Raw genomic sequence first — 24,261 nt, 5'->3', positions numbered from 1 at the left:
TGTCATAAAAAATCCGAAACTTCATGTTTCGGATTTTATTTTATAGAGACAAGAAAAAGTTAAATTATAAGCCTGAAAGTTGATTATAATTTAAGAATTAAAATGAATTTAAACTTAAGACAAGAACATCCTAAAGATTATGTAGAGGAATTTATTGTTATTGAAAAGGCTTTTGAACCAGTAATGTTAAGCGATCATAAAGAGCAATTTTTAGTTGAACGCTTAAGGAAATCAAAGAACTTTATTCCTGAGCTATCTATAATAGCAGAAATTGGAAATAAAAAATAACTAAAACGTATTCAATTCATTAGCACTTGCTCCAGTCTCTGTTCTACCTGAACTCCAAGGTAAAGGAATTGGAAGTATATTAATCAAACATGCTCATAAAAGAGCAAATGAATTAGGATATAACTCTATTGTTTTATTAGGTCACAAAAATTATTATCCGAGATTTGGTTACAAGCAAGCAGTTAAATTCCATATCGAATTTCCATTTAATGCTCCAAAAGAGAATTGTATGGCTATAGAATTAACTAAAAATGGATTAGATGGAGTTAATGGATTGGTAGAGTACCCAAAGGAATTTTTTGAATAATACGCTTACAAAAAAACCATCCCAATCTTTAAGTGTCAAAGATTAAGATGGCTTTTACTATGGTTGATTGTTGTTTTTTTAATGTCCTCTTATAGAACCAGAAACACCATCGCTAGTTTTAATAACTTCTGGATTTCCTGAGTATCTTATATCGCCACCACTAGATGCCTTTGCAGTTAGCTTCTTAGAAGTGTTAACTCTAATGTTTGCACCACTTGTTGCTTTTACTTGAGCATTTAATGTGTTCAGATCTTCGGCTTCAATAGAGCTTCCACTAGTTGCTTCAGCAATAAAACTGTTAGTTTTACCTTTTAATTCTATATCGCTTCCACTTGTTGAGTGGCAATTAACAGATTCAGCATCTATAGATAACTCAATATCGCTACCACTAGTAGAATTAATTTCTAAATCTGAAACACGAATAGTATTTGTTGAAACTACATCACTACCACTAATTGCTTTTATGGCTGAAATATGATTGAAATGTAACATCACTTTTTTAGCAGATGATCTGCCAATATTTTCACTTGCTGTAATAACAAGTACATCGTTTTCTATGTTAGTAGTTATAATGTCGTGAAGATTTTCGTCTGCTTCAACACGTAAACTTTCTGAGTCGCTTTGTGTTAAATAGACATCTAGACCTCTGCTTATTTTAATAGTATTAAAAGATCCATCTAAAGGTCGTTCTTTGGTTATAACGTTTCCGTTTCCATTTACTCCAGTTCCAAAATTAGCATCGAAATTGCAAGACATCATTAAGATGGCTAGGATGATGGAAACCATAATTTTTGTTAGTGTACTCATAACTGTTCGTTTTTTGATTGATTAATTTTTTTTGATTGATGATTCAAAGATTGATTATATATGGATATTTATAAAAAATTAGTTACTTAACTGTTAATATTTATTCCTCAACTGTATCTTTATCTTCCGAAGTGATATTAATACCATTTTCATCTATGTTTACTCTAACAGTTTCACTTTCAGCTTTTACTCCTTCGTCGTCGATTTTAAGATTAGAACCTTCAGCTTTAATTTCTAAGCCATTATCATCTATTTTTATATGAGAATCGTTGTCGTTAATATTTACTCTTACTTTATATTCTTCATCAGGACAATCTAAACATTTAATTTCGTTTTGCATGATTTTTAAATAATGCTCTTCCATACCATTGTCTAAAATATCGTCATGATAACTAGAGTTTCTATGAAAACTATAGGTGTTGTCATCTGCATAAAGCGTAGTGCCTTCAGGTAAATACAAGATAAGTTCTACTTCTTGGTCGCTAAATTTATTTTCGTAAGCAGTAGTTAAGAAAGCGTCTAATAAGAGTTCATTTCCAATTAAAGCATAGTTGTAATTAATGTTTTTTGCTCTTTCTTTAGCTTGTTGATAACTACTTCCTTCGGCACTTTTTTCTATTTTTAAATATGCCAGACTATCTTTTGTAGATCTTACAATCAATCTGATATCTGAAGAATAGATAATTTTTTCATCATTATCATTGTAAACTAATCTAACTGAATTTCCACTTCTGTAAGCGTTATTTTTATAAGCATCATTAGAAGCCATTTTAACTCTAAGCGTATCATTAGCCGTAATATTAAGTGTTTCTTTATTGTTTACACTAGCATCGAAAGCGTGTTCTGAAGCTTGTTTAACACCAATAACAATTAAGCTGATTATTGCTATAAACCAGATTCCTAATAATGAAAACTTAGCTATGTTTCCAATAGACTTTAAGTTGTTTATTAGAATTTTCAATCCTAAATAGAAAACAAAAAAGAATGGGATTCCAATAGCAAATAACATTAATAAAGAAACTAGCCAAATAGGTGTGTTTGCTGCATTTGCTGCATCAATAAAGTCGAATCCAGGAACATGTATTAAATCTGTAGCTCCAACTGTAAAGAATCCGATTATTAACCCTATTAATGTCGCTGCTCCAACAATTATTAGCATGATGCCAATAAATTTTGCAAATACTTTAAGGAAAAACATTATGATATCTCCAATAGTTTCGAAAAACGATTTAGATGTTGATTTTAAACGATTTCCTTGTTTTTGAAAATCTACGTTTTTTGCTGCATCTGAAACTGAATCTGAAACATTTTTGGCTTTTTCTGAAATAGTATCTGTTACATTTTCAAAACCGTCTTTAATTTTTTTTTCGATGTTGCTAATATTTACAGGTTCACCTGTCATAGTTAGCTTGTCGGCTGTTGATACAGCTTCTGGAACTAAAATCCAGAATAATAAATATATAAAGATAAATGTACCACCAGAACCTAAAGCTAGTAAAATCCAAAGTAGTCTAACCCAAAGCGTATCTATGCCTAAGTAATGACCTAGACCAGAACAAACGCCTCCAATATATGAGTTGTCTGTATCTCTAAATAGCTTTTTAGCACGTCCAGATGGTCTACTTTGATATGTTTTTGGTTCATCTTCAAAGATTTCGTCATCCACAAGATAATCTTCCGGTTGTCCCATGATTGTAATCACTTCATCAACCTCTTTGTTTCCAATAACTTGTTTTTCGTGTTTTACACGTTCGCTAAAAAGTTCTGCAATTCTAGCTTCTATATCAGCTATTATTTCAGAGCGTCCTTGAGAGTCTGTAAATGAACGTTTTATAGCCTCAAGATAGCGTTGTAATTTAAGATATGCATCTTCATCTATGTGAAAAAATATACCTGCTAAATTTATGTTGACTGTTTTATTCATTTTGTTGTGTTTTTTTGTCTGGTTACTATATTAACTGCATTTTGTAATTCACTCCAAGTGGTGTTTAATTCATTTAGAAACAGTTTACCTGTTTCTGTAAGACCATAATATTTTCTTGGTGGTCCAGAGGTAGATTCTTCCCATCTGTAGTTGAGAAGTCCTGCATTTTTAAGGCGAGTTAGTAAAGGGTAAATAGTACCTTCTACTACTAACAATTTTGCATCTTTAAGTGTTCCTAAAATTTCTGCTACATATGCATCCTCATCTTTAAGGACAGATAATATGCAGTATTCTAACACACCTTTTCGCATTTGTGCCTTTGTGTTTTCTATCTTCATAGTGTCATTCGTTTTAATTTTTTTAAACTGTTCATTTTTTGATTTGATTTATGCTTCTACGTATTTAACATAAAAGGATTGATGATTTATTTCAAAAAGTTGATTGTTAATGGGTATTTATAATATTCTCCATCTTTTGCAGCCAAACTTGCTTTAACTATAAAAACTAATTCCAGTATAAATCCTGTAAAAGCAATAAAACCTAATCCTCCAGTTATATACAAAAGTGGTGAAGGTTTTGTTAGACTCAAATGGATGCTATCAAACGTGTTAATATCAATAAAGTCTAAGCCATTAAATAGGTTGAATATAAAAAAGGGAATAGTAATCATTCCTAATACAATGGCATATAATAAAATACTTATTTGAAAATTAATGGCCTGTTTTCCATGATCATCAACAAATTCTGATTTGTCTTTATTAGCAATCCATAAAATTAATGGACCAATAAAATTTCCTAGAGGAATAATAAATCTAGAGAATGTTGAAAGATGTATAAAAGTGGCAATATTTTTCTGATGATTATCTAACATTTTAAAAGCATATAATAGTTTCTTATGCAAATATATATCTAAAAGAAGGTATTATGCAATACAAAGTACTAAAATTTAACAAAAAATTAACAAATGTTTATTCAGTTATTTTTAATAAATTGTGACTTAGTTAGTATGTTTCAATATTAGATTGTTTATGGTTAGAAAATATTCTATTGTCTTTGTTTTACTATGTTCTATTTGTTTTTCTCAAACCTATCCTATTGATGAGAATATTATGGAATCAGTTTGGGAAGACTACCAACCACCAACAAATACACCTAAATATTTAGTGCCATTTTTAAATGAGCAAGGGAATGAAATTACTAGAATTAGTGATGCTGGAGTATTTGGTACAACAGGACAAAATTTAAGACATCACTATAGTTTAGACCAACCTTGGAACTCAGATGGGACATTAATTAAATTAGCTGGTTATCCAGCAGCAATATTAGATGGTAAGACTTATAAGTTTTTATACTGGAGAAATATACCTAGTTCGGCAACATGGAGTAATATAGACCCATTAAAGATGTATGGAACTTCAGGTAAAAGCATAGTTAGTTATAATGTTGTTACAAATGTTAGAACCACATTAAAAACTTTTCTACAATATGAAGAAATTGATTACGGTATAAACAAGGGTAATATAACTAATAATGATAAATACATGCCTATACTTGGAAAAGCTAGTGGTGTTATAGAATTAATAGTTTTTGACTTAAAACTAAATAAGGTTCATGCTCAAGTAAGTTTGCCTAGTCAACCAAATTGGATTACTATATCACCTCTTGGTAATTACGCTGTAGCACATTATTCTTTTTCAAGAGTAGATGTATATGATATTGATTTAACACAAGCTCCTAGAGCGATTACTAATTATACAACACATTCAGATTTTGGAATAGATTCTTTTGGTAATGAGGTTTATATAGCTTTTGGTGATTTAGAAACTAGACCTAATGATTACTATATGAAAATGGTAAGGTTAAGTGATGGCGTTACAACGCCTTTATTTTATCATCCAAATGGTTATGGTGTATGGAGTGGACATATAAGTGCTAGAAATATAAACAGACCAGGTTGGGCTTATGTTAGTGAAGGTTGTTGTGAAACTATTGGAAAAAAAGAAATCTTTGCTATTAAATTAGATGGAAGTAATACCATTGAAAGATTTGGGTATCATCATGCTACTTATAAAGATTCCTATCAGCAGGAGCCTCATGCTGTGCCAAATAGAGATGGTACAAAAATTATGTTTGCAAGTAGTTGGAATGGATTATTTATTACAGAATATCCACCTGCTTTTATCGTTGAAAAGAAATAATCACTATAATTTTTGAAATCTTACCTTTGGTAGGTTAAACTTTTTTAATCTTTTAAACTATAAAATGAAGATATCTCCAAGAAAACTTAATGCCTTTTTACTTTTTAAATTACCAGCAGCTTATTTTACTGGTGTTCGTACAAAGTATATTGACAATGTAAAATGTATTGTAACAGTAAAGCATAGATGGATTAATCAAAATCCGTTTAAATCTTTGTTTTGGGCAGTACAAGGTATGGCAGCCGAACTAACTACAGGTGCATTAATAATAAATAAAATAAAGGCATCAGACAAAAATATTGCAATGCTTTTAGTAAAGAATGATGCAAGCTATTCTAAAAAGGCTACTGGAAGAATTACTTTCGAATGTCTTGAAGGAGATTTAATAGATTCAGTTATAGAAGAAGCTATAAAAACAGGAGAAGGACAAACAGTAACACTTAATGTAGTTGGAAGTAATAGTAAAGGAGAAGAAGTTTCTAGATTTAGTTTTACTTGGTCAATGAAAGTCAGAACTTAAGTGTAACAAAAAAATATTTTTTACTACTTATTTGTAGCATTAACTAAAAAAATAAAAAAATGACAGCACACGAAATCGATTACAAAATACATGGCGAAGAAATGCAATTTGTTGAAATTGAATTAGATCCACAAGAAGGAGTTGTGGCAGAAGCAGGTAGTTTTATGATGATGGACGATGGTATTAAAATGGAAACTATTTTTGGCGATGGCTCTAAAAAGAATGAAGGGTTTTTAGGTTCAATACTTGGAGCAGGAAAACGTATTCTAACTGGTGAAAGTTTGTTCATGACAGCTTTTTACAATACACTTTCAGGTAAAAGAAATGTTAGTTTTGCTTCGCCTTATCCTGGAAAAATTATTCCAATAGATTTAACAGACTTTAGAGGTAAATTTATCTGTCAGAAAGATGCGTTCCTATGTGCAGCAAAAGGTGTAAGTGTAGGGATTGAATTTTCTAAAAAATTAGGTCGTGGACTTTTTGGAGGTGAAGGTTTTATTATGCAAAAACTTGAAGGCGATGGTATGGCATTTGTTCATGCTGGAGGAACTATGGCTAAAAAAGAATTACAAGCTGGAGAAGTATTAAAAGTAGATACAGGCTGTATTATTGGATTTACACAAGATATTAATTACGATATTGAGTTTATAGGAGGCATTAAAAACACTGTTTTTGGTGGTGAAGGTTTATTCTTTGCAAAACTACAAGGTCCAGGAACAGTTTATATACAATCTCTGCCATTTAGTAGATTAGCAGATCGTGTTTTAGCATCAGCACCAAAAGGTGGAGGTAAAGATAAAGGAGAAGGCAGTATTCTTGGAGGTTTAGGAGATTTATTAGATGGAGATAATAGGTTTTAAGAAGACAAATCACTGTTAAAGTTTTGTTTAAATTGAAAACCAATCCTTTTTTTTATTAAATTTAGACAACTAAAAAAACATATAAGCCTATTAAACAAATCTACTTTTTTTAACCTAAACTAAAATAATTATGGCGAGAGCAATGTTTGAGTACACAAAAACTGTGCTTAATAAAGTAAGTTTTGATGCTACATTGTTTTGCAAAGAAGTACAAAAAGCCCTTCAAAGATTATTACCTTATGAAATTGAAGAGTTGAAGATTTATATACAATCTCTTGTACAGCAAAACCCGGACTTAAATCAATGTCTAATCTATTTAAAATCTTAAATAAAACGAAAGCGACCAACAGGTCGCTTTTTTATTTAGGTAACGGACTAATTATTTCAACATTCTGAAATGCAATTGCTCCTCTAATAATTCCAGATATTACATTCTGCATAGCTTCAATAATTTGCATTTTAAGTTCGCTTTTATGGTATATAAGGCTTACTTCTCGAGCAGGACTTGGTTCATTAAAATAATGTAGATTTTCCTTGGCTTTATCATTTAAATCTAATGTGTGTAGATATGGAAGAAGCGTCATTCCCAAGCCTTCGTTAGAAAGCTTAATTAACGTTTCTATACTTCCACTTTCTATTTGAAAATGAGAATCTGATTGATTTTTAAATGCCTTACAAAGGTTTATTACGCCATCTCTAAAACAATGGCCATCTTCAAGAAGTAGCATGTCGTCAATATCTAAATCCGAAGTGTTAATTTTCTTTTTACCATGTAGTCTATGGTGTTCAGGTATGTAACCAACAAAAGGCTCAAAATATAGCACACGTTCTTTAATGTTTTCAGATTCTAAAGGTGTAGCTGCAATAGCAGCATCAAGATGTCCTTCGTTTAGTCTGGAAATAATTTCTTCTGTTGTTAGTTCTTCAATTTTAAGCTTAATTTTCGGGTATTTTTTCACAAAAGCTTTTAAAAACATAGGTAATAGAGTAGGCATAATAGTTGGAATAATACCAAGTTTAAATTCGCCACCTATAAATCCTTTTTGTTGATCTACTATATCTTGAATTCTATAAGACTCATTGACAATATTCTTTGCTTGATTTACAATTTTTTTTCCAACTTCAGTTAGTTCAATTGGCTTTTTGCTTCTATCAAAAATTAAGACATCTAATTCATCTTCTAATTTTTGTATTTGCATACTTAAAGTAGGTTGAGTAACAAAGCACTTTTCTGCAGCTTTAGTGAAATTCTGATTTTCGGCAACTGCTAATACATAATACAATTGTGTAATGGTCATATCTATCAAATTAGACTATAAAAATATAAAAACTATCAATAAAACTTATAGTTAAGACTGTTAATAATAGAATAAAATTGTAGTAAATATTAAAAAAGCGACCAATAAATATATTAGGTCGCTTTTTTAATAAAATAATTTATTTTAGAAACGAATATGTATTTCTAAGTTTTCTTTTAAAAGTTCAAATTTAGCATCTGTAAATGTTGGAGGTCCAAATAACATTGGATTATTAGACATACCATAAGATTCGCTTGGTCTTCCAGTTGCATCGAAATCCATTTTACTGTTATCATTCTCATCATGTAAAACCATAATAGCATAATTTCCAGGAGCAACATTTTCAAAAGTAACAGTTACAATACCATCTACAATCTCACTTTTAGAGTTTTGCAAGCCTTTGCCTTTCATAAAAGTATCTTCATTATGTAGACCAATAAGCATGCTGCCATTATCGCTTAAAGCATTGTCTACTTTAACAGTAATACTGTATGTTTCTATGTTGTCTTGAGAGTGACTTAAAGTTGTAGTTAAAACGAGTGATAAAATTAAAGCTAGAGTTTTCATTTAATTATTTTTTATTGATTAATATAATTCAAAAGTCAAAAAATTAATGGAGGTTGAATAACATTAGTTACTCAATTGTAATTTAATTAGCTTGAATTGTTATAAATATATAATTACTAGAATGAAACGAATGCATGTTGTTTGTAATTGTAAAGAGAATTAATTTGTTAGAACCTTTAATATTGTTAGTATTTACCTTTATTTTGTAAACAAATTAGAATAAAATTTTCATAATAAGATTATTGTAATATATGTTTTATGCTATAGATATTTTAGGAACCATAGCTTTTTCTATTTCGGGAGTTTTGGTGGCATTAAGTAAAAGAATGGATCCATTTGGAATATTGATTATTGCTTTTGTTACTGCAGTTGGAGGTGGTACACTTCGTGATGTTTTAATAGGAGACACACCAGTTAGTTGGATGAATAATATGACATATACTTATGTTATAATAATATCTACTGTATTTGCAGTTGTGTTTAGAAAGAGATTAGAATACCTTAGGAAATCGTTGCTATTGTTCGATACTATTGGAATAGGTCTATATACTGTTGTAGGAGTAGAAAAAGGAATTTCAGCAGGATTGAATCCAATTATTTGTGTAGCATTAGGAACTATTTCTGCATGTTTTGGAGGAGTTATTAGGGATATTCTTTGTAACGATATTCCAGTTATTTTTAGAAAAGAAATTTATGCTACTGCATGTATAGTTGGAGGGTTTTCTTATTTTATTATTAAAAAATTACCAATTGAAATAGATATAGCCTTTGCTTTGGCTGGAGTTATTGTTATACTTATTAGGTTATTGGCTATTAAGTTTAAAATTAGTTTGCCAAGTTTATATCGCGATTAGTTTGCAAATAAGTAAACTAATATAATTCACTATTCAATAATTTCAACTTTTTCAATGTAAATATTGCTAAGAGGCCAATCTGCAACGTCTGTTTTTTGGGCTGCAATTTTATCAACTACTTCTAACCCTTTAGTAACTTTTCCAAAAATGGTATAATCTCCATCTAAATGATGAGCACCACCTTCCTGCTGAACAATGAAAAACTCGAAAGGTGAGGCTAATTTATACGGATTATCTATTTCACCACTAGGCATACTAATAACACCTCTATCATGTTTAAAGCCTCTTTTGGTGTCTGTTGGCAAGAGGTATCTACCAATTTTATTGCGTTTTTTAGATACTTCTGGATTATCTGAATTTCCTGCTTGAATTATAAAGTTATTTATCACGCGATAAAACTGGGTATCATTAAAATAATCTTGTTTGGTTAAGTAAATAAAATTGGCGCGATGAAATTTGGTTTCATTAAATAATAAAATCTCAATATCACCAAAACTGGTAGTGATCCGAACTTTGTTTTCTTTATTTTCTTTTTCATATTGAAGAAAAAACTCCATGGCATTTTCGTCTGTTAATCTAAATGACTCTTCAGTTTCAGCTTTAATTTCGATTTCACTTTCAGAAAAAGTATCTTTTTTAATTATTTTGGTTGTTTCTGTATTTGATGTATTCGTTTTTTTATCAGATTGTTTATCTTCACAATTCAATAAAAAGAAACAAACTACAACTATAGAAATATATTTCATTAATGAATTTTGATACTTTTTTAAATCAGATTTATTAATAGTTGCTTTAATAGATGTCATATAGAATACTATGGAATTTGATAAATTTTGTAAGCTAATTTCAAAAATAGAAAATATACCACTTCCAGCCGAAACATCTCAGTTAAAAATGTCGCCACCATTTAGAGAAGCTCTACAAGAACGGCAAAAACACATGATTAAGGATGCTAAGAGAGCAGGAGTTATGGCTTTGTTTTATCCAAATAATGAACAAACTTATTTGGTTTTAATATTGCGAAAAACATACAAAGGAGTACATTCTGCACAAGTAGGATTTCCGGGAGGGAAACTGGAAGAGGCAGATGCTTCTATTGAGGCTGCAGCTGTAAGAGAAACTTTTGAAGAAGTTGGAGTGCCTGAAAATTGTATAGAGGTTTTAAGACAATTAACGCAAGTTTACATACCACCAAGTAATTTTTTTGTTCAGCCATTTATTGGAATTTCTAGAATGACTCCAAGTTTTATTAAACAAGATGATGAGGTTGAAGATATTTTAGAAATAACTTTACAAGATTTTATTAACGATATTAATGTGGTGCAAAAAAAAGTGGCAACATCTTATAATAGAGATGTTTTAGTTCCAGCATTTAACTTAAATGGACATATAGTTTGGGGAGCAACAGCCATGATGCTAAGCGAAATTAAAGACTTGTTAAAACAAGTCATGTAAAGGTTCTGTTTTATTACCTTTGCATTAACTAACTAAGAATACTACTTTATGGGTTTGTTTAAAAGAAATCCTTTCGGACATATACTTTTTATAAAAAAATGGGTTATTAGAATCATTGGATCTTTATCTCACAGAAGATTTAGAGGGTTTAATGAACTTCAAATAGAAGGATCTGAAATCATTAAAAATTTACCGGAAACAAACGTTTTGTTTATTTCAAATCATCAAACATATTTTGCTGATGTTGTTGCCATGTTTCATGTTTTTAATGCTAGTTTAAGTAATAGAGAAGATAATATTAAAAATATTGGTTACTTATGGAATCCAAAATTGAACATCTATTATGTTGCTGCAAAAGAAACTATGAAATCTGGTTTATTACCTAAAATTTTAGCTTATGCTGGTTCTATTAGTATAGAACGTACTTGGCGAGCAAAAGGAGAAGATGTAAAAAGACAAGTGAAGATGAGCGATATTTCTAATATAAAAAAAGCTCTAGACGATGGTTGGGTAATTACCTTTCCACAAGGTACTACAACACCATTTAAGCCTATTAGAAAAGGAACAGCCCATATAATTAAACATTATAAACCTACTGTTGTTCCAATAGTAATTGATGGCTTTAGGCGTTCTTTCGATAAAAAAGGTTTAAGAGTTAAAAAGAAAAACATCTTACAGACTTTTGAAATTAAAGAGCCTCTAGTAATTGATTATGAAAATGAAAGTATAGCAGATATTGTTGAGAAAATAGAATATGCTATCGAACAACATCCTTCATTTTTAAAAGTAATTCCTCGTGAAGATTTAGAAGAAAAGGAAGAACTAAATAAAAAGCGAAAATGGCGTCTTGAAGACAATTATTAATTTAATTTTAAAAATATTTTTCTAAGACCTCGTAAACTTGTTAGAAGTCTTGAATTAGACCTCTAGTTTTTTAAGTTCTTTGTAATTTCCATTTAAGCGTTTTAATAAAATGCCATAAATTAAGTAGTAAAATCCTAGTATAATTGCAATTAAGATGCCTAAAAATACAATGGTTATAATAATTGTAATAGCATAAAATTTAAACACCTCACCATTTGCACTCGCATTTTCAATTAGAGAAATCATTTCTTGGTCTCTGTCAAACTGTATTCCTAAAGCAATAAAAGCTGAAATAGCCATAAATATTAAATTAAAACCTACATATTGTTTTACAGTACGTCTTGTTTTTAATATATTTTCCATTAAAACTTTAGCATTATCTGTAGCAGAAATAGTTCTATAATTCATGTAAAATCTATAGAAAAAATAAATTAGTATGGCATATGCTATAACCATTAAAGGAATCATAATATTATCTGCATGATAGCTTTCAAAACGTTTATTATATTCAGTGCCTTTAAAAGCTAAGGAGATTAATGTCCAAAAAGCAAACTCCAATAAACTTATAATAAAAATCCATTTAACAATTGAAGAAGATTTCTTCAATATCATTTTATAAATTTCGTTATAAGAAAGTTTTGGATATTTTGAATCCTCATCCTTCTTCCAATCTTTTTTTAATAATTCTAATTCATCCATATGTTTACGGATTTAAAATAGTCCTTAATTTGTTTTTCACTCGATTCATCTTTACTCTTGCATTTACTTCGCTAATTCCTATTGTTTCACTAATTTCTTTATAATTTTTGTCTTCTAAATAAAGAAAGACAAGTGCTTTCTCAATATCGTTTAATTGGTGTACAGCCTTGTATAACAACTTTAATTGTTCTTCCTCAGTATCATCATATGGTTCAGATGAAAGCTTATATTGAAAGGCATCAAATTCTTCAGTTTTAATAGATCTTTTTCGTTTTCTATAAAGTGTAATGGCAGTATTTAGGCCAACACGATACATCCATGTACTAAATTTTGAATCGCCTCGAAATTTAGGGTAGGCTTTCCAAAGTTGTATGGTTATTTCTTGAAATAAATCGTTATGTGCTTCTTGATTGTTTGTGTAAATTCTACACACCTTATGCACAATGTTTTGATTCTTTTCTAGCTCTTCAATAAAATTATGTTCTAATTCTTTATTCAAACTGTTGGTTTAGTTATACTATAGGTAGCCTTTTTTTTAATTTGTTACAAAAACTTGAAACATTATTTAAAAATAGTGTTTAACAAGCTTAAATTGTATCTTTGATATAGGTTTTTTTCTTATTATGAATATCCCAAAATCTAAATTTCCTAGAATTGTAATTATTGGTGGTGGCTTTGCAGGTGTTAATTTGGTAAAGATGCTTGCAAATAAAAAGGTGCAAGTAGTTTTATTAGACAAACGAAATTACCATACATTTCAACCCTTATTATACCAAGTGTCTTCAGCAGGTTTAGAGCCTGATTCAATTGCATATCCTTTAAGAAAAATTATTAAAAGACAAAACAACACATTTTTTAGATTGGCAGAAGTTAATTCTATTGATTCATCTTCTAAAAAAGTGATAACAGATATTGGCGAATTAGCTTTCGATTATCTAGTAATTGCCACAGGAACAAAAACAAATTATTTTGGTAATAAAGCTATTGAATTGAATAGTATGCCAATGAAAACTGTTCCTCAAGCATTAAACATTAGAAGTTTAATTCTTCAAAACTTTGAAAAAGCTGCTATTGCAGATTCTAAAGAAGATAGAGAAGCTTATCTAAATTTTGTAATAGTTGGAGGAGGACCAACAGGAGTAGAGTTGGCTGGAGCTATAGCTGAGCTCAAGAATCATATTTTACCAAGAGATTATCATGATTTGAATCCTAAAGATATGCAAATACACTTGTTAGAAGGTGGTTCTAAAATTTTACCTCCTATGAGTGCGCATGCTTCTAATAAATCTTTAGAGTTTTTAGAAGAATTAGGAGTTATTGTGCATTGTAACACATTTGTTAAAGATTATAACGGATTAAAAGTGTCTACAAATACAGATTTAATTCTTGAAACAGAAACTCTAATTTGGGCAGCTGGTGTTACTGGAAATCCAATTCATGGTCTAACTGCAAATTCTTTAATAGAGAAAGCTAACAGATATCGTGTAAATAGATACAATCAAGTAGAAGGATATAATAATATTTTTGCTCTTGGCGATATTGCTTTAATGGAAACAGAAGCGTATCCAAATGGTCATCCTCAAGTGGCTCAACCTGCTATTCAACAAGGTAAATTATTAGGAAAAAACCTGATTAAATTAATAGAAGAAAAGCCCTTAAAAAAGTTTGAATATAAAGACAAAGGTTCTATGGCAACTATAGGAAGAAATAAAGCTGTAGTAGATTTAAAAGCTTATAAATTTGCTGGCTTTTTTGCTTGGTTTGTTTGGATGTTTGTGCACTTAATGTCTTTGGTTGGTTTTAGAAATCGTGTAGTGGTTTTCTTTAATTGGACTTATAATTATATCAATTTTGATAAAGCAGCAAGGTTGATAATAAGGCCTTTTAAAAAGTTAAATTAGTTGTTTAGTATTTAAGTATTAAGCAATTGATATTAAAATACATATGAATCTACTATAGATATAATCTATCGTTGTTTTAGAAGCCCAAATACGATGCAGAGTTGTGCAAAAGCATAGGTAAACATAATACTAAAATTTGAATAAGGCAAAGGTTGATAAAATTTATTTAATGCCAGAATACTATCCGAAACCATAAATAAAATCGCTCCAATAAATACCAAAATAAAACTATTTTTTACTACGAAACCTTGTCTTAAGAAAGCTGTAGTTGCCATACTTAAAATAACTGCCATATATAAAATAACAGGTATCAACATAGAGCCTAAACCATCTTTTAAAAAGTAGTATAATATTATGCCATATAACAACATTAAAACAATAAAATAGTATGGATTTTTAGATCTATTTCTTTGCTTTAAAAATACCAGTACATAAAAAATATGGGCTGTTAAAAAAGCTAGTAATCCTCCAATAAAAAAGTTAGCAGATTGGTTTACAAACATGAGTAGAATATCTCCAAGTAAGGAAAAAACCAAAGCTAAAAAAATCATATATTTAATTTTCTTTTCAATGTGAGAGCCTTGTTTCCAGAAAAACAAAATCAATGAAATCAGTAAAGCTGGTTTTGCTACGTAGTTGAAGTTTGCAATACTTTCAAAACTAGAGGTCGTTATTTCTAAGACAAGTAGAATAATAAATATAATTGAAAACGATTTTTCAGATTTTGTAAGCATCAGTTTTATGTTAAAACCAAATATATTCAATTCGTCATACAATTTTTACAATTCGGTTATTTTTAGTTTCTAGGCATTATATTTCTAAAGAGATTTGTTCTATCAATATAAAAAAACGAACTGTAAAATCAATCAAATGAAACTATCTATCCTTTTTATTTTTTTATTCGCTACTTTATCAAGTGTTTCTCAAACCATAGTTAGTGGAATAGTAACAGATAATAAAGATAATCCTATAGAAGGAGCCAACGTATATTTAGATGGTACTTACGATGGAACTACAACAAACGAAAACGGTGAATTTTCATTTAAAACCGATGAGGCAGGAGAGAAAATTCTAAAAATTTCATTTTTAGCATACGAAACATTTTCTCTCTCAAAAGATGTTTCTGCATTAAATAATTTGAAAATTAAACTTCGCGATGATATCAATGCATTAGATACTGTAGTAATTTCAGCTGGTACATTTTCAGCTGGAGACAATAGTAAAATTTCAGTATTAAAACCATTAGATGTAGTAACAACTGCTAGTGCTTTAGGAGATTTTGTTGGTGCTTTGCAAACCTTACCTGGAACAACAACAGTCGCAGAAGATGGTAGATTGTTTGTTAGAGGAGGAGAGGCTGATGAAACTCAAATATTTATTGATGGCATTCGTGTATTTACACCTTATGTACCAACAACTAGCAATACGCCAACAAGAGGACGTTATTCGCCTTTTTTGTTCGATGGGATTACTTTTTCAACTGGAGGATATTCGGCCGAATATGGTCAGGCATTATCTTCTGTATTACTTTTAAATACTATTGAAGAACCAGATCAGGAGAAAACAGATATTGGTATCATGAGTGTTGGAGCAGTTCTAGGACATACTGAAAAATGGGAAACAAGCTCTTTAAGTGTCAATGGAGCTTATATTAATTTAGCACCTTATGTGGCTTTATTTCCAGATAGAAACGATTGGATTGAGCCTTTTCAAGGTGGATCTGGAGAAGCTGTTTTTAGAAAAAAGTTAAATAATGGTTTGCTTAAAATGTATTCTGCTTTTGAGTTTAGTAGTTTTGATCTTATTCAAGAAGATATAAATTTCCCTGAAGGAATTCATAATAAATTAAACAATAAAAACCTTTATTTTAATGGATCTTATAAAGGCGTATTAAGTAATAATTGGTCTGTTTTTGGTGGCTTAAGTTATACCTATAATAAAATTGACTTTGAAGTAATAGACGATAAGATTGAAGATAAGGAAAATTCGTATCACGCTAAGTTTAAGATGAAACATCATTTTAATAATAGGTTTAAATTGAATTTTGGAGCAGAATATTTTTCAACTAATTTTAATGAAAACTATAATAATCCTTTTATTAATGAAATCTCTTATGGGTTTAAAAACAACATATCTGCTGCATTTACAGAAGTAGATGTGTTTTTCTCAAAAAACTTGGCATTAAAGACTGGCTTAAGGCTGGAGTATAGCGAATTGTTTAAGGAATTAACTTTATCTCCCAGAATATCTTTGGCATATAAAACATCTGCAAAAAGTCAGATATCTCTAGCCTATGGTAATTTTTATCAGAATCCAAATAACAATATCTTAAAGTTTGAACAGGATTTAAATGCTGAAAACACCAGACACTATATATTAAATTATCAACTTAATAATGAGGGTAAAATATTTAGAGCTGAAGCTTATTATAAACAGTATGATAATTTAATAAAATACGATACAGAATATGCAGATTTTACAAGTAATTATAATAATTCAGGTACTGCTTATGCAAAAGGAATAGACCTATTTTGGAGAGATAATAAAAGTATTAAAAACTTAGACTACTGGGTTAGTTATAGTTTTTTGGATAGCGAAAGGGATTATAAAAACTATCCAATAACAGCAACTCCAAATTTTGTAAATACACACAACCTTTCGGTTGTAACTAAATATTGGATTGAAAATTGGAAAAGTCAAATTGGGATGAGTTATAGTTTTGCTTCAGGTAGAACATATACTAATCCAAATTTGGAAGGTTTTTTAAATCAGAAAACAAAATCTTATAATAGTTTAAGTCTTAACTGGGCGTATTTAATATCACAGCAAAAAATTCTATATTTTTCTGTAAATAATGTCTTAGGAATTAAGAACATAAATGGTTACCAATATGCAGATGCTCCAGATATTAATGGAAACTACGCTAGTAGAGCATTAAGACCAGCAGCAGATCAGTTCTTTTTTGTAGGCTTCTTTTGGACAATTAGCGAGAAAGGGACAGATAATCAACTGGATAATTTGTAAGTAGATTTCTTCATCTTTATTGTATTTTAAACATGACGAATGTCATAGTATTTTGAAAGTTAGAGTATTAACTTTAATACTATAAATTGTATCGTCATGGAAGTAAAAAAGAATCCAAATATTGCAGTAAGCAGAAACAGTAGCCTTTATTTCGCTATCGGATTAAATGTTATGTTGCTTATTACTTGGCTGTCCCTAGAGTATAAAACGTTTGATAAACCGGATGTTTTATTAGAGAATCTTACTCTTATAGAGGAGTTTGAAGAAGATATTCCTATTACAGATTTGAATATGCCTCCACCACCTCCACCACCTCCAGTTCTTTCGGCTCCCGAAACAATTACAATTGTTGAAGATGCAAAAGAAATTGAAGAAACTGTAATAGAGAGTTCTGAAACTAGTCAAGATGAAAAAATTGAAGAACGTATTGTAGAAGTGAGTGATGTTGATGTTGAAGATATAGATGAAGAAGTATCTGTTCCATTTTCAGTTGTAGAAGAAGTACCAGTTTTTCCAGGTTGTGATGGAAATTCTAACGATGAATTAAAAGCATGCTTTAGTAAAAAAATAAACGATCATATTATTAAGAACTTTAGATACCCACAAGCAGCTTTAGAATTAGGAATTTATGGTAAAGTATTTGTGCTTTTTACTATCGATAAAGATGGTAATGTTGCAAATATTAAATCTCGTGGACCAGATAAAATGTTAGAAAAAGAGGCAGAACGTATCATTGGTTTGCTACCACAAATGAAACCTGGTTATCAAAGAGGTAGACCAGTATCAGTACCATATAGTATTCCCATAAATTTTCAAATTCAGAATTAGTATTCATAAGTAATTTGAGTATTATTAAAAATAATTAAAAACACTTTCTTAAACTAAGAAGGTGTTTTTTTTATTAATTGTATACTAATTACAATTCAGAAATAATATTTAACAGTTCAAGGGAACTCTTTTTAAATGTTACCTTGTTAGTTAGATATTTGTCTTAACATTAAAAAGATATATTATGACACAAATAAAACAACTAATAGTAATTGTTGCAATTGTACTAACTGGAAGTATACAGTCTCAAACAGATTACGAAAAAGCTATGGAAAAAGCATTTTCATTATGGGAAGTAGAAGGCCTTACTGCAGCCGAACAATTTTTTGAGCGTATTGCAAATGCAGAACCTAACGAATGGTTGCCTAATTACTATGTGGCTCAAATTAATAGCTTAAAAAGTTGGGAAGAAAAGGATGCTAATATTATAAAAGCACAATTAGATAAAGCTCAAACTTTTTTAGATGTTGCAAAATCCATAAGTAAGGACAATCCAGAAATATTGGTAATGCAAGCTCATATTTACACCAATTGGGTTGTTTTTGATGGTGCATTTTATGGAATGAAATATGGAGCTACTATTTCAGAATTATATGAAAAAGCCTACAGGTTAGCTCCAGAAAATCCAAGAGTTGTATTTAGTAAAGCAGATTGGGGTTATGGAAGTGCTCAATATTTTGGACAAGACACAGCTCCTTATTGTAAAGAGATTGAAAAATCGTTAGAACTTTTTGCTAACTTTAAACCAGAAACAAATTTTTCGCCAACATGGGGAAAAGAGAGAGCAGAACAGGTATTAAAAGAATGTAAATAAAATCATGAATAGTAACACTAAAAATATCTTAATAACCTTTGGCATTGGTTGTGTAGTTTTTGTAATAGGAAATGCCATTTTCAATGGTTTTGAATTTGAAAGTGTTAATGAATTTCTAATTCATTTTTCATTCTATCAACTATATGCATTCGTTCTTGGATATTCTAATATGTACTTTTTTGGTTATCTAGAAAAATATCCATGGAAAGAAAACGATAGTATTAAGAGGATTATTGTTGGTATTGTAGGCTCTATCGTTATTACTCTTATTGGGCTATTTATATTAAGAATGTTAACAGCTGTGTTTTATGGAGATAAAACGTTTGAAGAATTTATAACCAACGAATCATATAGAAATTACACATTTGGATTGTGGATTACACTCTCTATAGTTATTACGTTTCATGCTATTTATTTCTTTAAAAAGAATCAAGAGAAAAAAGTTAAAGAATCTCAAATTGTAGCTAAAACACAAACTGCTAAATTCGATGCCTTAAAAAATCAGTTAGACCCACATTTTTTATTTAATAGTTTAAATGTGTTGACCAGTTTAATTGAAGAGAATCCAGAAAAAGCACAGGATTTTACTACGTCTTTATCTAAAATATATCGTTATGTTTTGGAGCAAAAAAATAAAGATTTAGTATCTGTAGACGAAGAGCTTAAATTTGCAAAAACATACATGTCTTTATTAAAAATGAGGTTTGAAGACAGTATTATTTTCGATATTCCAGAACAAGCATCAAATCCAGATAGCAAAGTTGTTCCGTTGTCTCTTCAATTATTATTAGAGAATGCTGTAAAGCATAACATGGTTACAGAAAGTAAACCGTTGCATATTAAAATTTATGAAGATGAAGGAAGTTTAGTTGTAGAGAATAATTTACAGCTAAAACAAATAGTCAAAAAGAGTAGTGGCGTTGGTTTGAGTAATATAACAGAACGTTACCAATTATTAACAAAAAGAAAAGTAAACATCAATCAACAAGCAGACAGTTTTGCAGTGTCAATACCTATGCTTACTAAACAAATTACCATTATGGAAACAAAATCATCACACAACAGAGAAGACGCTTATTACAGAGCAAAAAAGCAAGTAGAAGAAATTAAAGGCTTTTATGGGAATTTAATTTCTTATTGTATTGTTATTCCTTTTTTAGCATTTTTAAATTATCAAACATCATGGAATTTCCAATGGTTCTGGTTTCCAATGTTAGGTTGGGGAATGGGCTTGGTATTTCACGGATTTGCAGTATTTGGATATGGTAAATCTTGGGAACAAAGAAAAATACAAGAGATTTTAGAAAAAGAAGACGAGTTTAATCAAAATAAATGGAAATAATTATGGAACGAGATTTTTCAGAACTAGAGCGTTTAGAACGTGCTAGAAAACGCGTTAAAAAGATTAAAGGGTTTTACTCACATTTATTAGTGTATGTAGTAATTAATATCATGATTGTTATTATTAACATTCAAGACTTGGCACCTGGAGAAAGTTATTTTCAGTATAAAAATTTCTTCACATTATTTTTCTGGGGAATTGGCTTAGCAGTTCATGGATTAAGTGTGTTTTTACCAGATTTTATATTAGGGAAAAACTGGGAAGAGCGCAAAATTAAAGAGTATATGAATAACGATAAAAAGCATTGGAAATAAGCTTTTTTTGATTAAATGAATACGAACCAACCAACTTATTAAAATATGAAAGTCATTATTATTGAAGACGAAAAACCTTCTGCAAGGCGCTTACAAAGAATGCTAGATAAAATGGGGATTCAAGCAGAAACTATGTTACATTCTGTTGAAGAATCTGTAGCGTGGTTTCAAAAAAATGAACATCCAGATTTAATATTTTTAGATATTCAATTAAGTGATGGTCTTTCATTTGAAATTTTCGACTTAGTAGAGGTTAAATCTTCAATTATTTTCACAACAGCTTATGATGAATATGCACTTCAAGCATTTAAACTAAATAGTGTAGATTATTTATTAAAGCCAATAGATCCAGAGGAAATGGAACTAGCTGTAAATAAGTTTAATGCTAATCATCATAAACAACAACCAATAACATTAAATTTTGATGAAATTAAAAGTTTACTAGTATCTCCTCAAAAAGAATATAAAAAACGTTTTTCTGTAAAAGTTGGTCAGCATTTAAAGCTTATTGCAATAAATGAAATAGAATGTGTTTATAGCGAAAATAAAGGAACATATTTACACACTGTTGCAGGTAGAAATTATTTAATAGATTTAACCTTAGAACAATTAGAAAGTGAACTTGATCCAGATTTGTTTTTCAGGGTAAACAGAACATTTTATGTAAATATTAAAGCCATAAAAGACATGGTTAGTTATACGAATTCGCGTTTACAGATTAAACTACATTCTTATAAAGATCAAGACGTTATTGTAGCAAGAGAACGTGTTAAAGATTTTAAAAACTGGTTAGAATAAAATTAATCTTCAATCCTATTATCATCAAAAGATGAAGGTAATAATTTAGGAATAAACTTAATAACTAAAGGTAGTAATAGAGCACCTCCTGGAAGCATAAAAATAGCCAGACTTGGTATGGATTTAAAAATATCTAATAACTGTGATTGAACTTTTTTTTGTTCTTCGTCGTTTAAATCTCTAACAGTCGATTTAGATAATAAGACCATTAATTCCTTGCTTTCTAAAAGTTCTTTCTGTAAACGTTTACTATTTCTGGATATTAATTTAGTAACCATTTTACTCGAGTTAGAGTAAAAGGTTTTTACTATGTTTTGCGAACTTAATAATGCAATTTTATCTTTATTATTATTGTAAAACTCTTCAATAAAATTGATGGAATTATCAATGCGTTCTTGTTCTAAATTTAGTTGTTCTCCAAGTTTTAAAAGTAAGGTTTTTTCGTTTTTATCAATTTGTAAATCTCCCCAAGTTGCCATACTGGCAATATCCATGATATAATATTTTTCTAAATCGGTATTTACAAATTCTAATGCCTCTTTAAAAGTTAGATTTTTATGGGATTTATATCTTATAGATTGTTCAACTAATTTTATTAAACTATTGTCGTATTCGGTTTTTTTCTTTTTAGAATTTAAAACTTCACTAACAATAGTTTCAATGGCAGATTCTAAATGTTGTATGTGTTTTTCAGAAATTATTTGAGTTTGCAGAAACGCTTTGTAAGCCAAGATATCTGTAAAAAGTAACGCGTTTGTAATAAAATAATTAAAGCTTCTATCAATTAGGTTATCGTCTATTTGAATACGCTTATGAATAATTTTCTCTAATAAGGAAGCAGACTTCTTTTCACCTAAAATTTCAGCAAAAATAGAGGTGGAATGGGCATTAATTTCAACATAAAAATTAATAATGCTTTCAACAAAATCATGTTTCGATGTGTTATTTTCTCTATATATAAAGTTCAATGCAAGTAAAAAATTCACTTTGCAAATTTCTTCTTCAGTCATTTCAGGATAATTAAGATAGTCTTTTACTACCTTAATATTGCTTCCATATATAAAACCACTTTCTCTTAAAGAATCATAAAACGTGTTATAGTCTGTCTGATTCCAAATTGGAGTTTTGCTTAATTCTTTGAGTAACTTTTTTATCCAGCCACTTGCCGATGGATTCATGATGCAATTATTTCTAAGTGTAAAGATAATTTTTATATCTAAAACCTAGCAAAACTTTGTGGTGTAAAAAAAATATAAAACCGACCTCTACTTTTTTTCGTAGGTATGTGTGAGAGACAATTATTAATTAACAAAAAACTCACTATTATGAAAACAATGAAAGTAATTTTAGGAATTAGCGCATTAGCAGTAGCTAGTTTCTTTATGGTAGCAGCAGATCACATCGATGCTCCTGCTGTACAAGGTGGTACAAGCGATATCACAGATTTTTATGCCTTTCAGGCGCAAAACTCAGACAATGTAGTATTTGTTGCAAATGTTCAAGGTCTTTTAAGTCCTTCGGCAACTGCTGATGCCACTTTCGATGAAAATGTATTAATAGAATTTAATATAGACACAACAGGTGACTATGTTGAAAATCTGGTAATACAAGCCATTCCAAGAGATGGGAAAATGTATTTCTTCGGACCAACAAATCCGGGAACAACTGGTCTTAACAGTATGATTGAAACTTTAGGAGCTCAATCTATAGTAGATATTACTCCTTATGGAACAGACGCGATTATTAAAACTAGTAATGGTTTGAAAATATTTGCTGGACCTAGAGACGATCCATTCTTTATGGATTTTGCGCAATATGGCGAAATACTTGCTGGAAATGCAACTGGATTTAATAATCCTGGCTCAGATACTTTTGCAGGATCTAATGTCATGTCTATTGTGGTAGAAGTACCAAAAAGCATGCTAGGTGGTTCTGGAACTGTTAACACTTGGGTAGAATCTAAGAGAAAACAATAATAACCTTTAAAAACAAGAATTATGAAAAACTTATTAAATATAAAAAACATCCTTGGCATCTTATTTATATCACTACTAGCATTTAATTGCTCAAATGACGATGATGCTATGAATAGTGGAAACCCAATGCCAACAGAACCAGATTTCTCAGGTATTTATGCACAACAAGACCAAATGGGAAGACCAGCAGTAAATACTGTTTTTGTATCCTCATCAAGTAAAGATATGTATAATGTAACGCCTCCATCACAACAAAATGCAGCGTTTCAAAGCATGTTTCAAACAAATTTAATGGCTTTAAGTCCAGCTTATGCTAATCCAGGAGATACTAATGCACTTGGTTTAGATGCTGCAACTTTCACAGGTTTGTTAGCTACTGATGTATTAAATCTGTCTTTAGATGGTACAACAACTTTTTACGATGGTACCAATGTGTTAACAGGTCGTGCTTTAGCAGACGATGTAATTACAGTAGAACTACTATTAATTTTTGGTGGTGAAGATTTTTCTGAAAACCCACAACTATCTAACGATAATGTTGATGCAAACGATAAACCTTTTTCTGCTTCATTTCCTTACTTAGCTTCGGCTTGGTAAGATTTTAATAACCATTGGAGCATGGT

At 29.9% G+C, this 24,261-nt stretch carries 29 protein-coding genes; 18 read left to right on the top strand and 11 right to left on the bottom strand.

What is annotated here, in order from left to right; translation table 11 throughout:
• Window positions 1–102 precede the first annotated feature (102 nt).
• The gene (locus LX78_RS15030) at window positions 103–288 is read left to right on the top strand and encodes a hypothetical protein (RefSeq protein WP_342766621.1); all 186 of its coding nucleotides are present in this window, start codon (window positions 103–105) and stop codon (window positions 286–288) included.
• A gap of 67 nt (window positions 289–355) precedes the next feature.
• Window positions 356–595, top strand: a complete 240-nt coding sequence (locus tag LX78_RS15025; RefSeq protein ID WP_342766622.1) for a GNAT family N-acetyltransferase — start codon at window positions 356–358, stop codon at window positions 593–595.
• Between the two features lie 78 nt (window positions 596–673).
• Here LX78_RS15025 and LX78_RS13955 read toward each other — a convergent pair whose 3' ends face one another.
• From LX78_RS13955 to LX78_RS13940, 4 genes are all read right to left on the bottom strand, one after another.
• Window positions 674–1,402, bottom strand: a complete 729-nt coding sequence (locus LX78_RS13955) for a head GIN domain-containing protein (protein WP_245881543.1) — start codon at window positions 1,400–1,402, stop codon at window positions 674–676.
• Between the two features lie 100 nt (window positions 1,403–1,502).
• Complete coding sequence (locus LX78_RS13950; RefSeq protein WP_109683396.1) at window positions 1,503–3,326, bottom strand: PspC domain-containing protein; 1,824 nt, start codon at window positions 3,324–3,326, stop codon at window positions 1,503–1,505.
• Window positions 3,323–3,664 (bottom strand): PadR family transcriptional regulator, encoded by a 342-nt coding sequence (locus LX78_RS13945; RefSeq protein WP_109683395.1) that lies wholly within the window; start codon window positions 3,662–3,664, stop codon window positions 3,323–3,325. The genes LX78_RS13950 and LX78_RS13945 overlap by 4 nt, the downstream gene beginning before the upstream one ends.
• 86 nt (window positions 3,665–3,750) lie before the next feature.
• Window positions 3,751–4,197, bottom strand: coding sequence for a DUF4870 domain-containing protein (locus LX78_RS13940; protein ID WP_109683394.1), 447 nt, complete (start codon window positions 4,195–4,197; stop codon window positions 3,751–3,753).
• A 157-nt stretch (window positions 4,198–4,354) separates the two neighbouring features.
• Here LX78_RS13940 and LX78_RS13935 point away from each other — a divergent pair, with 157 nt between their 5' ends.
• From LX78_RS13935 to LX78_RS13920, 4 genes are all read left to right on the top strand, one after another.
• The gene (locus LX78_RS13935) at window positions 4,355–5,524 is read left to right on the top strand and encodes a YncE family protein (protein ID WP_109683393.1); all 1,170 of its coding nucleotides are present in this window, start codon (window positions 4,355–4,357) and stop codon (window positions 5,522–5,524) included.
• A 64-nt stretch (window positions 5,525–5,588) separates the two neighbouring features.
• Window positions 5,589–6,044, top strand: coding sequence for a DUF4442 domain-containing protein (locus LX78_RS13930; protein WP_109683392.1), 456 nt, complete (start codon window positions 5,589–5,591; stop codon window positions 6,042–6,044).
• A gap of 59 nt (window positions 6,045–6,103) precedes the next feature.
• Window positions 6,104–6,904, top strand: coding sequence for a TIGR00266 family protein (locus LX78_RS13925; protein ID WP_109683391.1), 801 nt, complete (start codon window positions 6,104–6,106; stop codon window positions 6,902–6,904).
• A 130-nt stretch (window positions 6,905–7,034) separates the two neighbouring features.
• Entirely contained in the window at window positions 7,035–7,232 is a 198-nt protein-coding gene (locus LX78_RS13920) for a hypothetical protein (RefSeq protein ID WP_109683390.1), read from the top strand.
• A gap of 31 nt (window positions 7,233–7,263) precedes the next feature.
• Here the strand turns inward: LX78_RS13920 and LX78_RS13915 are convergent, their stop codons facing one another.
• Both LX78_RS13915 and LX78_RS13910 read right to left on the bottom strand, forming a co-directional pair.
• Window positions 7,264–8,202, bottom strand: a complete 939-nt coding sequence (locus LX78_RS13915) for a LysR substrate-binding domain-containing protein (protein ID WP_109683389.1) — start codon at window positions 8,200–8,202, stop codon at window positions 7,264–7,266.
• A gap of 144 nt (window positions 8,203–8,346) precedes the next feature.
• Window positions 8,347–8,769 carry a DUF2141 domain-containing protein gene (locus LX78_RS13910; RefSeq protein WP_109683388.1) on the bottom strand — a complete coding sequence of 141 codons (423 nt, stop codon included), beginning with the start codon at window positions 8,767–8,769 and terminating at the stop codon, window positions 8,347–8,349.
• A 251-nt stretch (window positions 8,770–9,020) separates the two neighbouring features.
• Between LX78_RS13910 and LX78_RS13905 the strand changes: the two genes are divergently transcribed.
• Window positions 9,021–9,623 carry a trimeric intracellular cation channel family protein gene (locus tag LX78_RS13905; protein ID WP_109683387.1) on the top strand — a complete coding sequence of 201 codons (603 nt, stop codon included), beginning with the start codon at window positions 9,021–9,023 and terminating at the stop codon, window positions 9,621–9,623.
• A 29-nt stretch (window positions 9,624–9,652) separates the two neighbouring features.
• Here the strand turns inward: LX78_RS13905 and LX78_RS13900 are convergent, their stop codons facing one another.
• A complete protein-coding gene (locus LX78_RS13900) occupies window positions 9,653–10,429 on the bottom strand; it encodes a peptidylprolyl isomerase (RefSeq protein ID WP_342766620.1) in 777 nt (258 codons plus the stop codon).
• A 10-nt stretch (window positions 10,430–10,439) separates the two neighbouring features.
• Here LX78_RS13900 and LX78_RS13895 point away from each other — a divergent pair, with 10 nt between their 5' ends.
• Both LX78_RS13895 and LX78_RS13890 read left to right on the top strand, forming a co-directional pair.
• On the top strand, window positions 10,440–11,078 hold the full coding sequence (locus LX78_RS13895) for an NUDIX hydrolase (RefSeq protein ID WP_109683386.1): 639 nt from the start codon (window positions 10,440–10,442) through the stop codon (window positions 11,076–11,078).
• A gap of 48 nt (window positions 11,079–11,126) precedes the next feature.
• Entirely contained in the window at window positions 11,127–11,942 is an 816-nt protein-coding gene (locus LX78_RS13890) for a lysophospholipid acyltransferase family protein (protein WP_109683385.1), read from the top strand.
• A 54-nt stretch (window positions 11,943–11,996) separates the two neighbouring features.
• Here LX78_RS13890 and LX78_RS13885 read toward each other — a convergent pair whose 3' ends face one another.
• Window positions 11,997–12,641: a hypothetical protein gene (locus LX78_RS13885; RefSeq protein ID WP_109683384.1), complete on the bottom strand. Its 645-nt coding sequence runs from the start codon at window positions 12,639–12,641 to the stop codon at window positions 11,997–11,999.
• 4 nt (window positions 12,642–12,645) lie between these two features.
• A complete protein-coding gene (locus LX78_RS13880; protein WP_109683383.1) occupies window positions 12,646–13,140 on the bottom strand; it encodes an RNA polymerase sigma factor in 495 nt (164 codons plus the stop codon).
• 124 nt (window positions 13,141–13,264) lie between these two features.
• Between LX78_RS13880 and LX78_RS13875 the strand changes: the two genes are divergently transcribed.
• A complete protein-coding gene (locus tag LX78_RS13875; protein ID WP_109683382.1) occupies window positions 13,265–14,542 on the top strand; it encodes an NAD(P)/FAD-dependent oxidoreductase in 1,278 nt (425 codons plus the stop codon).
• A 65-nt stretch (window positions 14,543–14,607) separates the two neighbouring features.
• On the opposite strand, the gene LX78_RS13870 is transcribed toward LX78_RS13875, so the two are convergent.
• Window positions 14,608–15,276: a lysoplasmalogenase gene (locus LX78_RS13870; RefSeq protein WP_109683381.1), complete on the bottom strand. Its 669-nt coding sequence runs from the start codon at window positions 15,274–15,276 to the stop codon at window positions 14,608–14,610.
• A 136-nt stretch (window positions 15,277–15,412) separates the two neighbouring features.
• Between LX78_RS13870 and LX78_RS13865 the strand changes: the two genes are divergently transcribed.
• The 6 genes from LX78_RS13865 (at window position 15,413) to LX78_RS13840 (ending at window position 21,662) form a co-directional block, all read left to right on the top strand.
• A complete protein-coding gene (locus LX78_RS13865; RefSeq protein ID WP_109683380.1) occupies window positions 15,413–17,566 on the top strand; it encodes a TonB-dependent receptor in 2,154 nt (717 codons plus the stop codon).
• 96 nt (window positions 17,567–17,662) lie between these two features.
• Window positions 17,663–18,394: an energy transducer TonB gene (locus tag LX78_RS13860; protein ID WP_109683379.1), complete on the top strand. Its 732-nt coding sequence runs from the start codon at window positions 17,663–17,665 to the stop codon at window positions 18,392–18,394.
• Between the two features lie 184 nt (window positions 18,395–18,578).
• Entirely contained in the window at window positions 18,579–19,208 is a 630-nt protein-coding gene (locus tag LX78_RS13855) for a hypothetical protein (protein ID WP_109683378.1), read from the top strand.
• A gap of 4 nt (window positions 19,209–19,212) precedes the next feature.
• Window positions 19,213–20,550: a 2TM domain-containing protein gene (locus tag LX78_RS13850; RefSeq protein ID WP_109683377.1), complete on the top strand. Its 1,338-nt coding sequence runs from the start codon at window positions 19,213–19,215 to the stop codon at window positions 20,548–20,550.
• Window positions 20,541–20,864, top strand: coding sequence for a 2TM domain-containing protein (locus LX78_RS13845; RefSeq protein ID WP_245881542.1), 324 nt, complete (start codon window positions 20,541–20,543; stop codon window positions 20,862–20,864). Before LX78_RS13850 ends, LX78_RS13845 begins: the two co-directional genes overlap by 10 nt.
• Before the next feature lie 45 nt (window positions 20,865–20,909).
• Complete coding sequence (locus LX78_RS13840; protein WP_109683376.1) at window positions 20,910–21,662, top strand: LytR/AlgR family response regulator transcription factor; 753 nt, start codon at window positions 20,910–20,912, stop codon at window positions 21,660–21,662.
• Between the two features lie 2 nt (window positions 21,663–21,664).
• On the opposite strand, the gene LX78_RS13835 is transcribed toward LX78_RS13840, so the two are convergent.
• Window positions 21,665–22,840, bottom strand: a complete 1,176-nt coding sequence (locus tag LX78_RS13835; protein ID WP_109683375.1) for an LETM1-related biofilm-associated protein — start codon at window positions 22,838–22,840, stop codon at window positions 21,665–21,667.
• A gap of 147 nt (window positions 22,841–22,987) precedes the next feature.
• Between LX78_RS13835 and LX78_RS15060 the strand changes: the two genes are divergently transcribed.
• Together LX78_RS15060 and LX78_RS15055 are read left to right on the top strand one after the other, a co-directional pair.
• Entirely contained in the window at window positions 22,988–23,638 is a 651-nt protein-coding gene (locus LX78_RS15060; protein ID WP_109683418.1) for a DUF4331 family protein, read from the top strand.
• 21 nt (window positions 23,639–23,659) lie between these two features.
• Entirely contained in the window at window positions 23,660–24,235 is a 576-nt protein-coding gene (locus LX78_RS15055) for a DUF4331 family protein (protein ID WP_109683374.1), read from the top strand.
• Window positions 24,236–24,261: the final 26 nt, after the last annotated feature.

The organism is Xanthomarina spongicola, assembly GCF_003148645.1.
Classification (GTDB): Bacteria; Bacteroidota; Bacteroidia; order Flavobacteriales; family Flavobacteriaceae; genus Xanthomarina; species Xanthomarina spongicola.
Note: the sequence above shows the minus strand (reverse complement) of the source record. Positions and strands in the feature narration are given on the sequence as shown.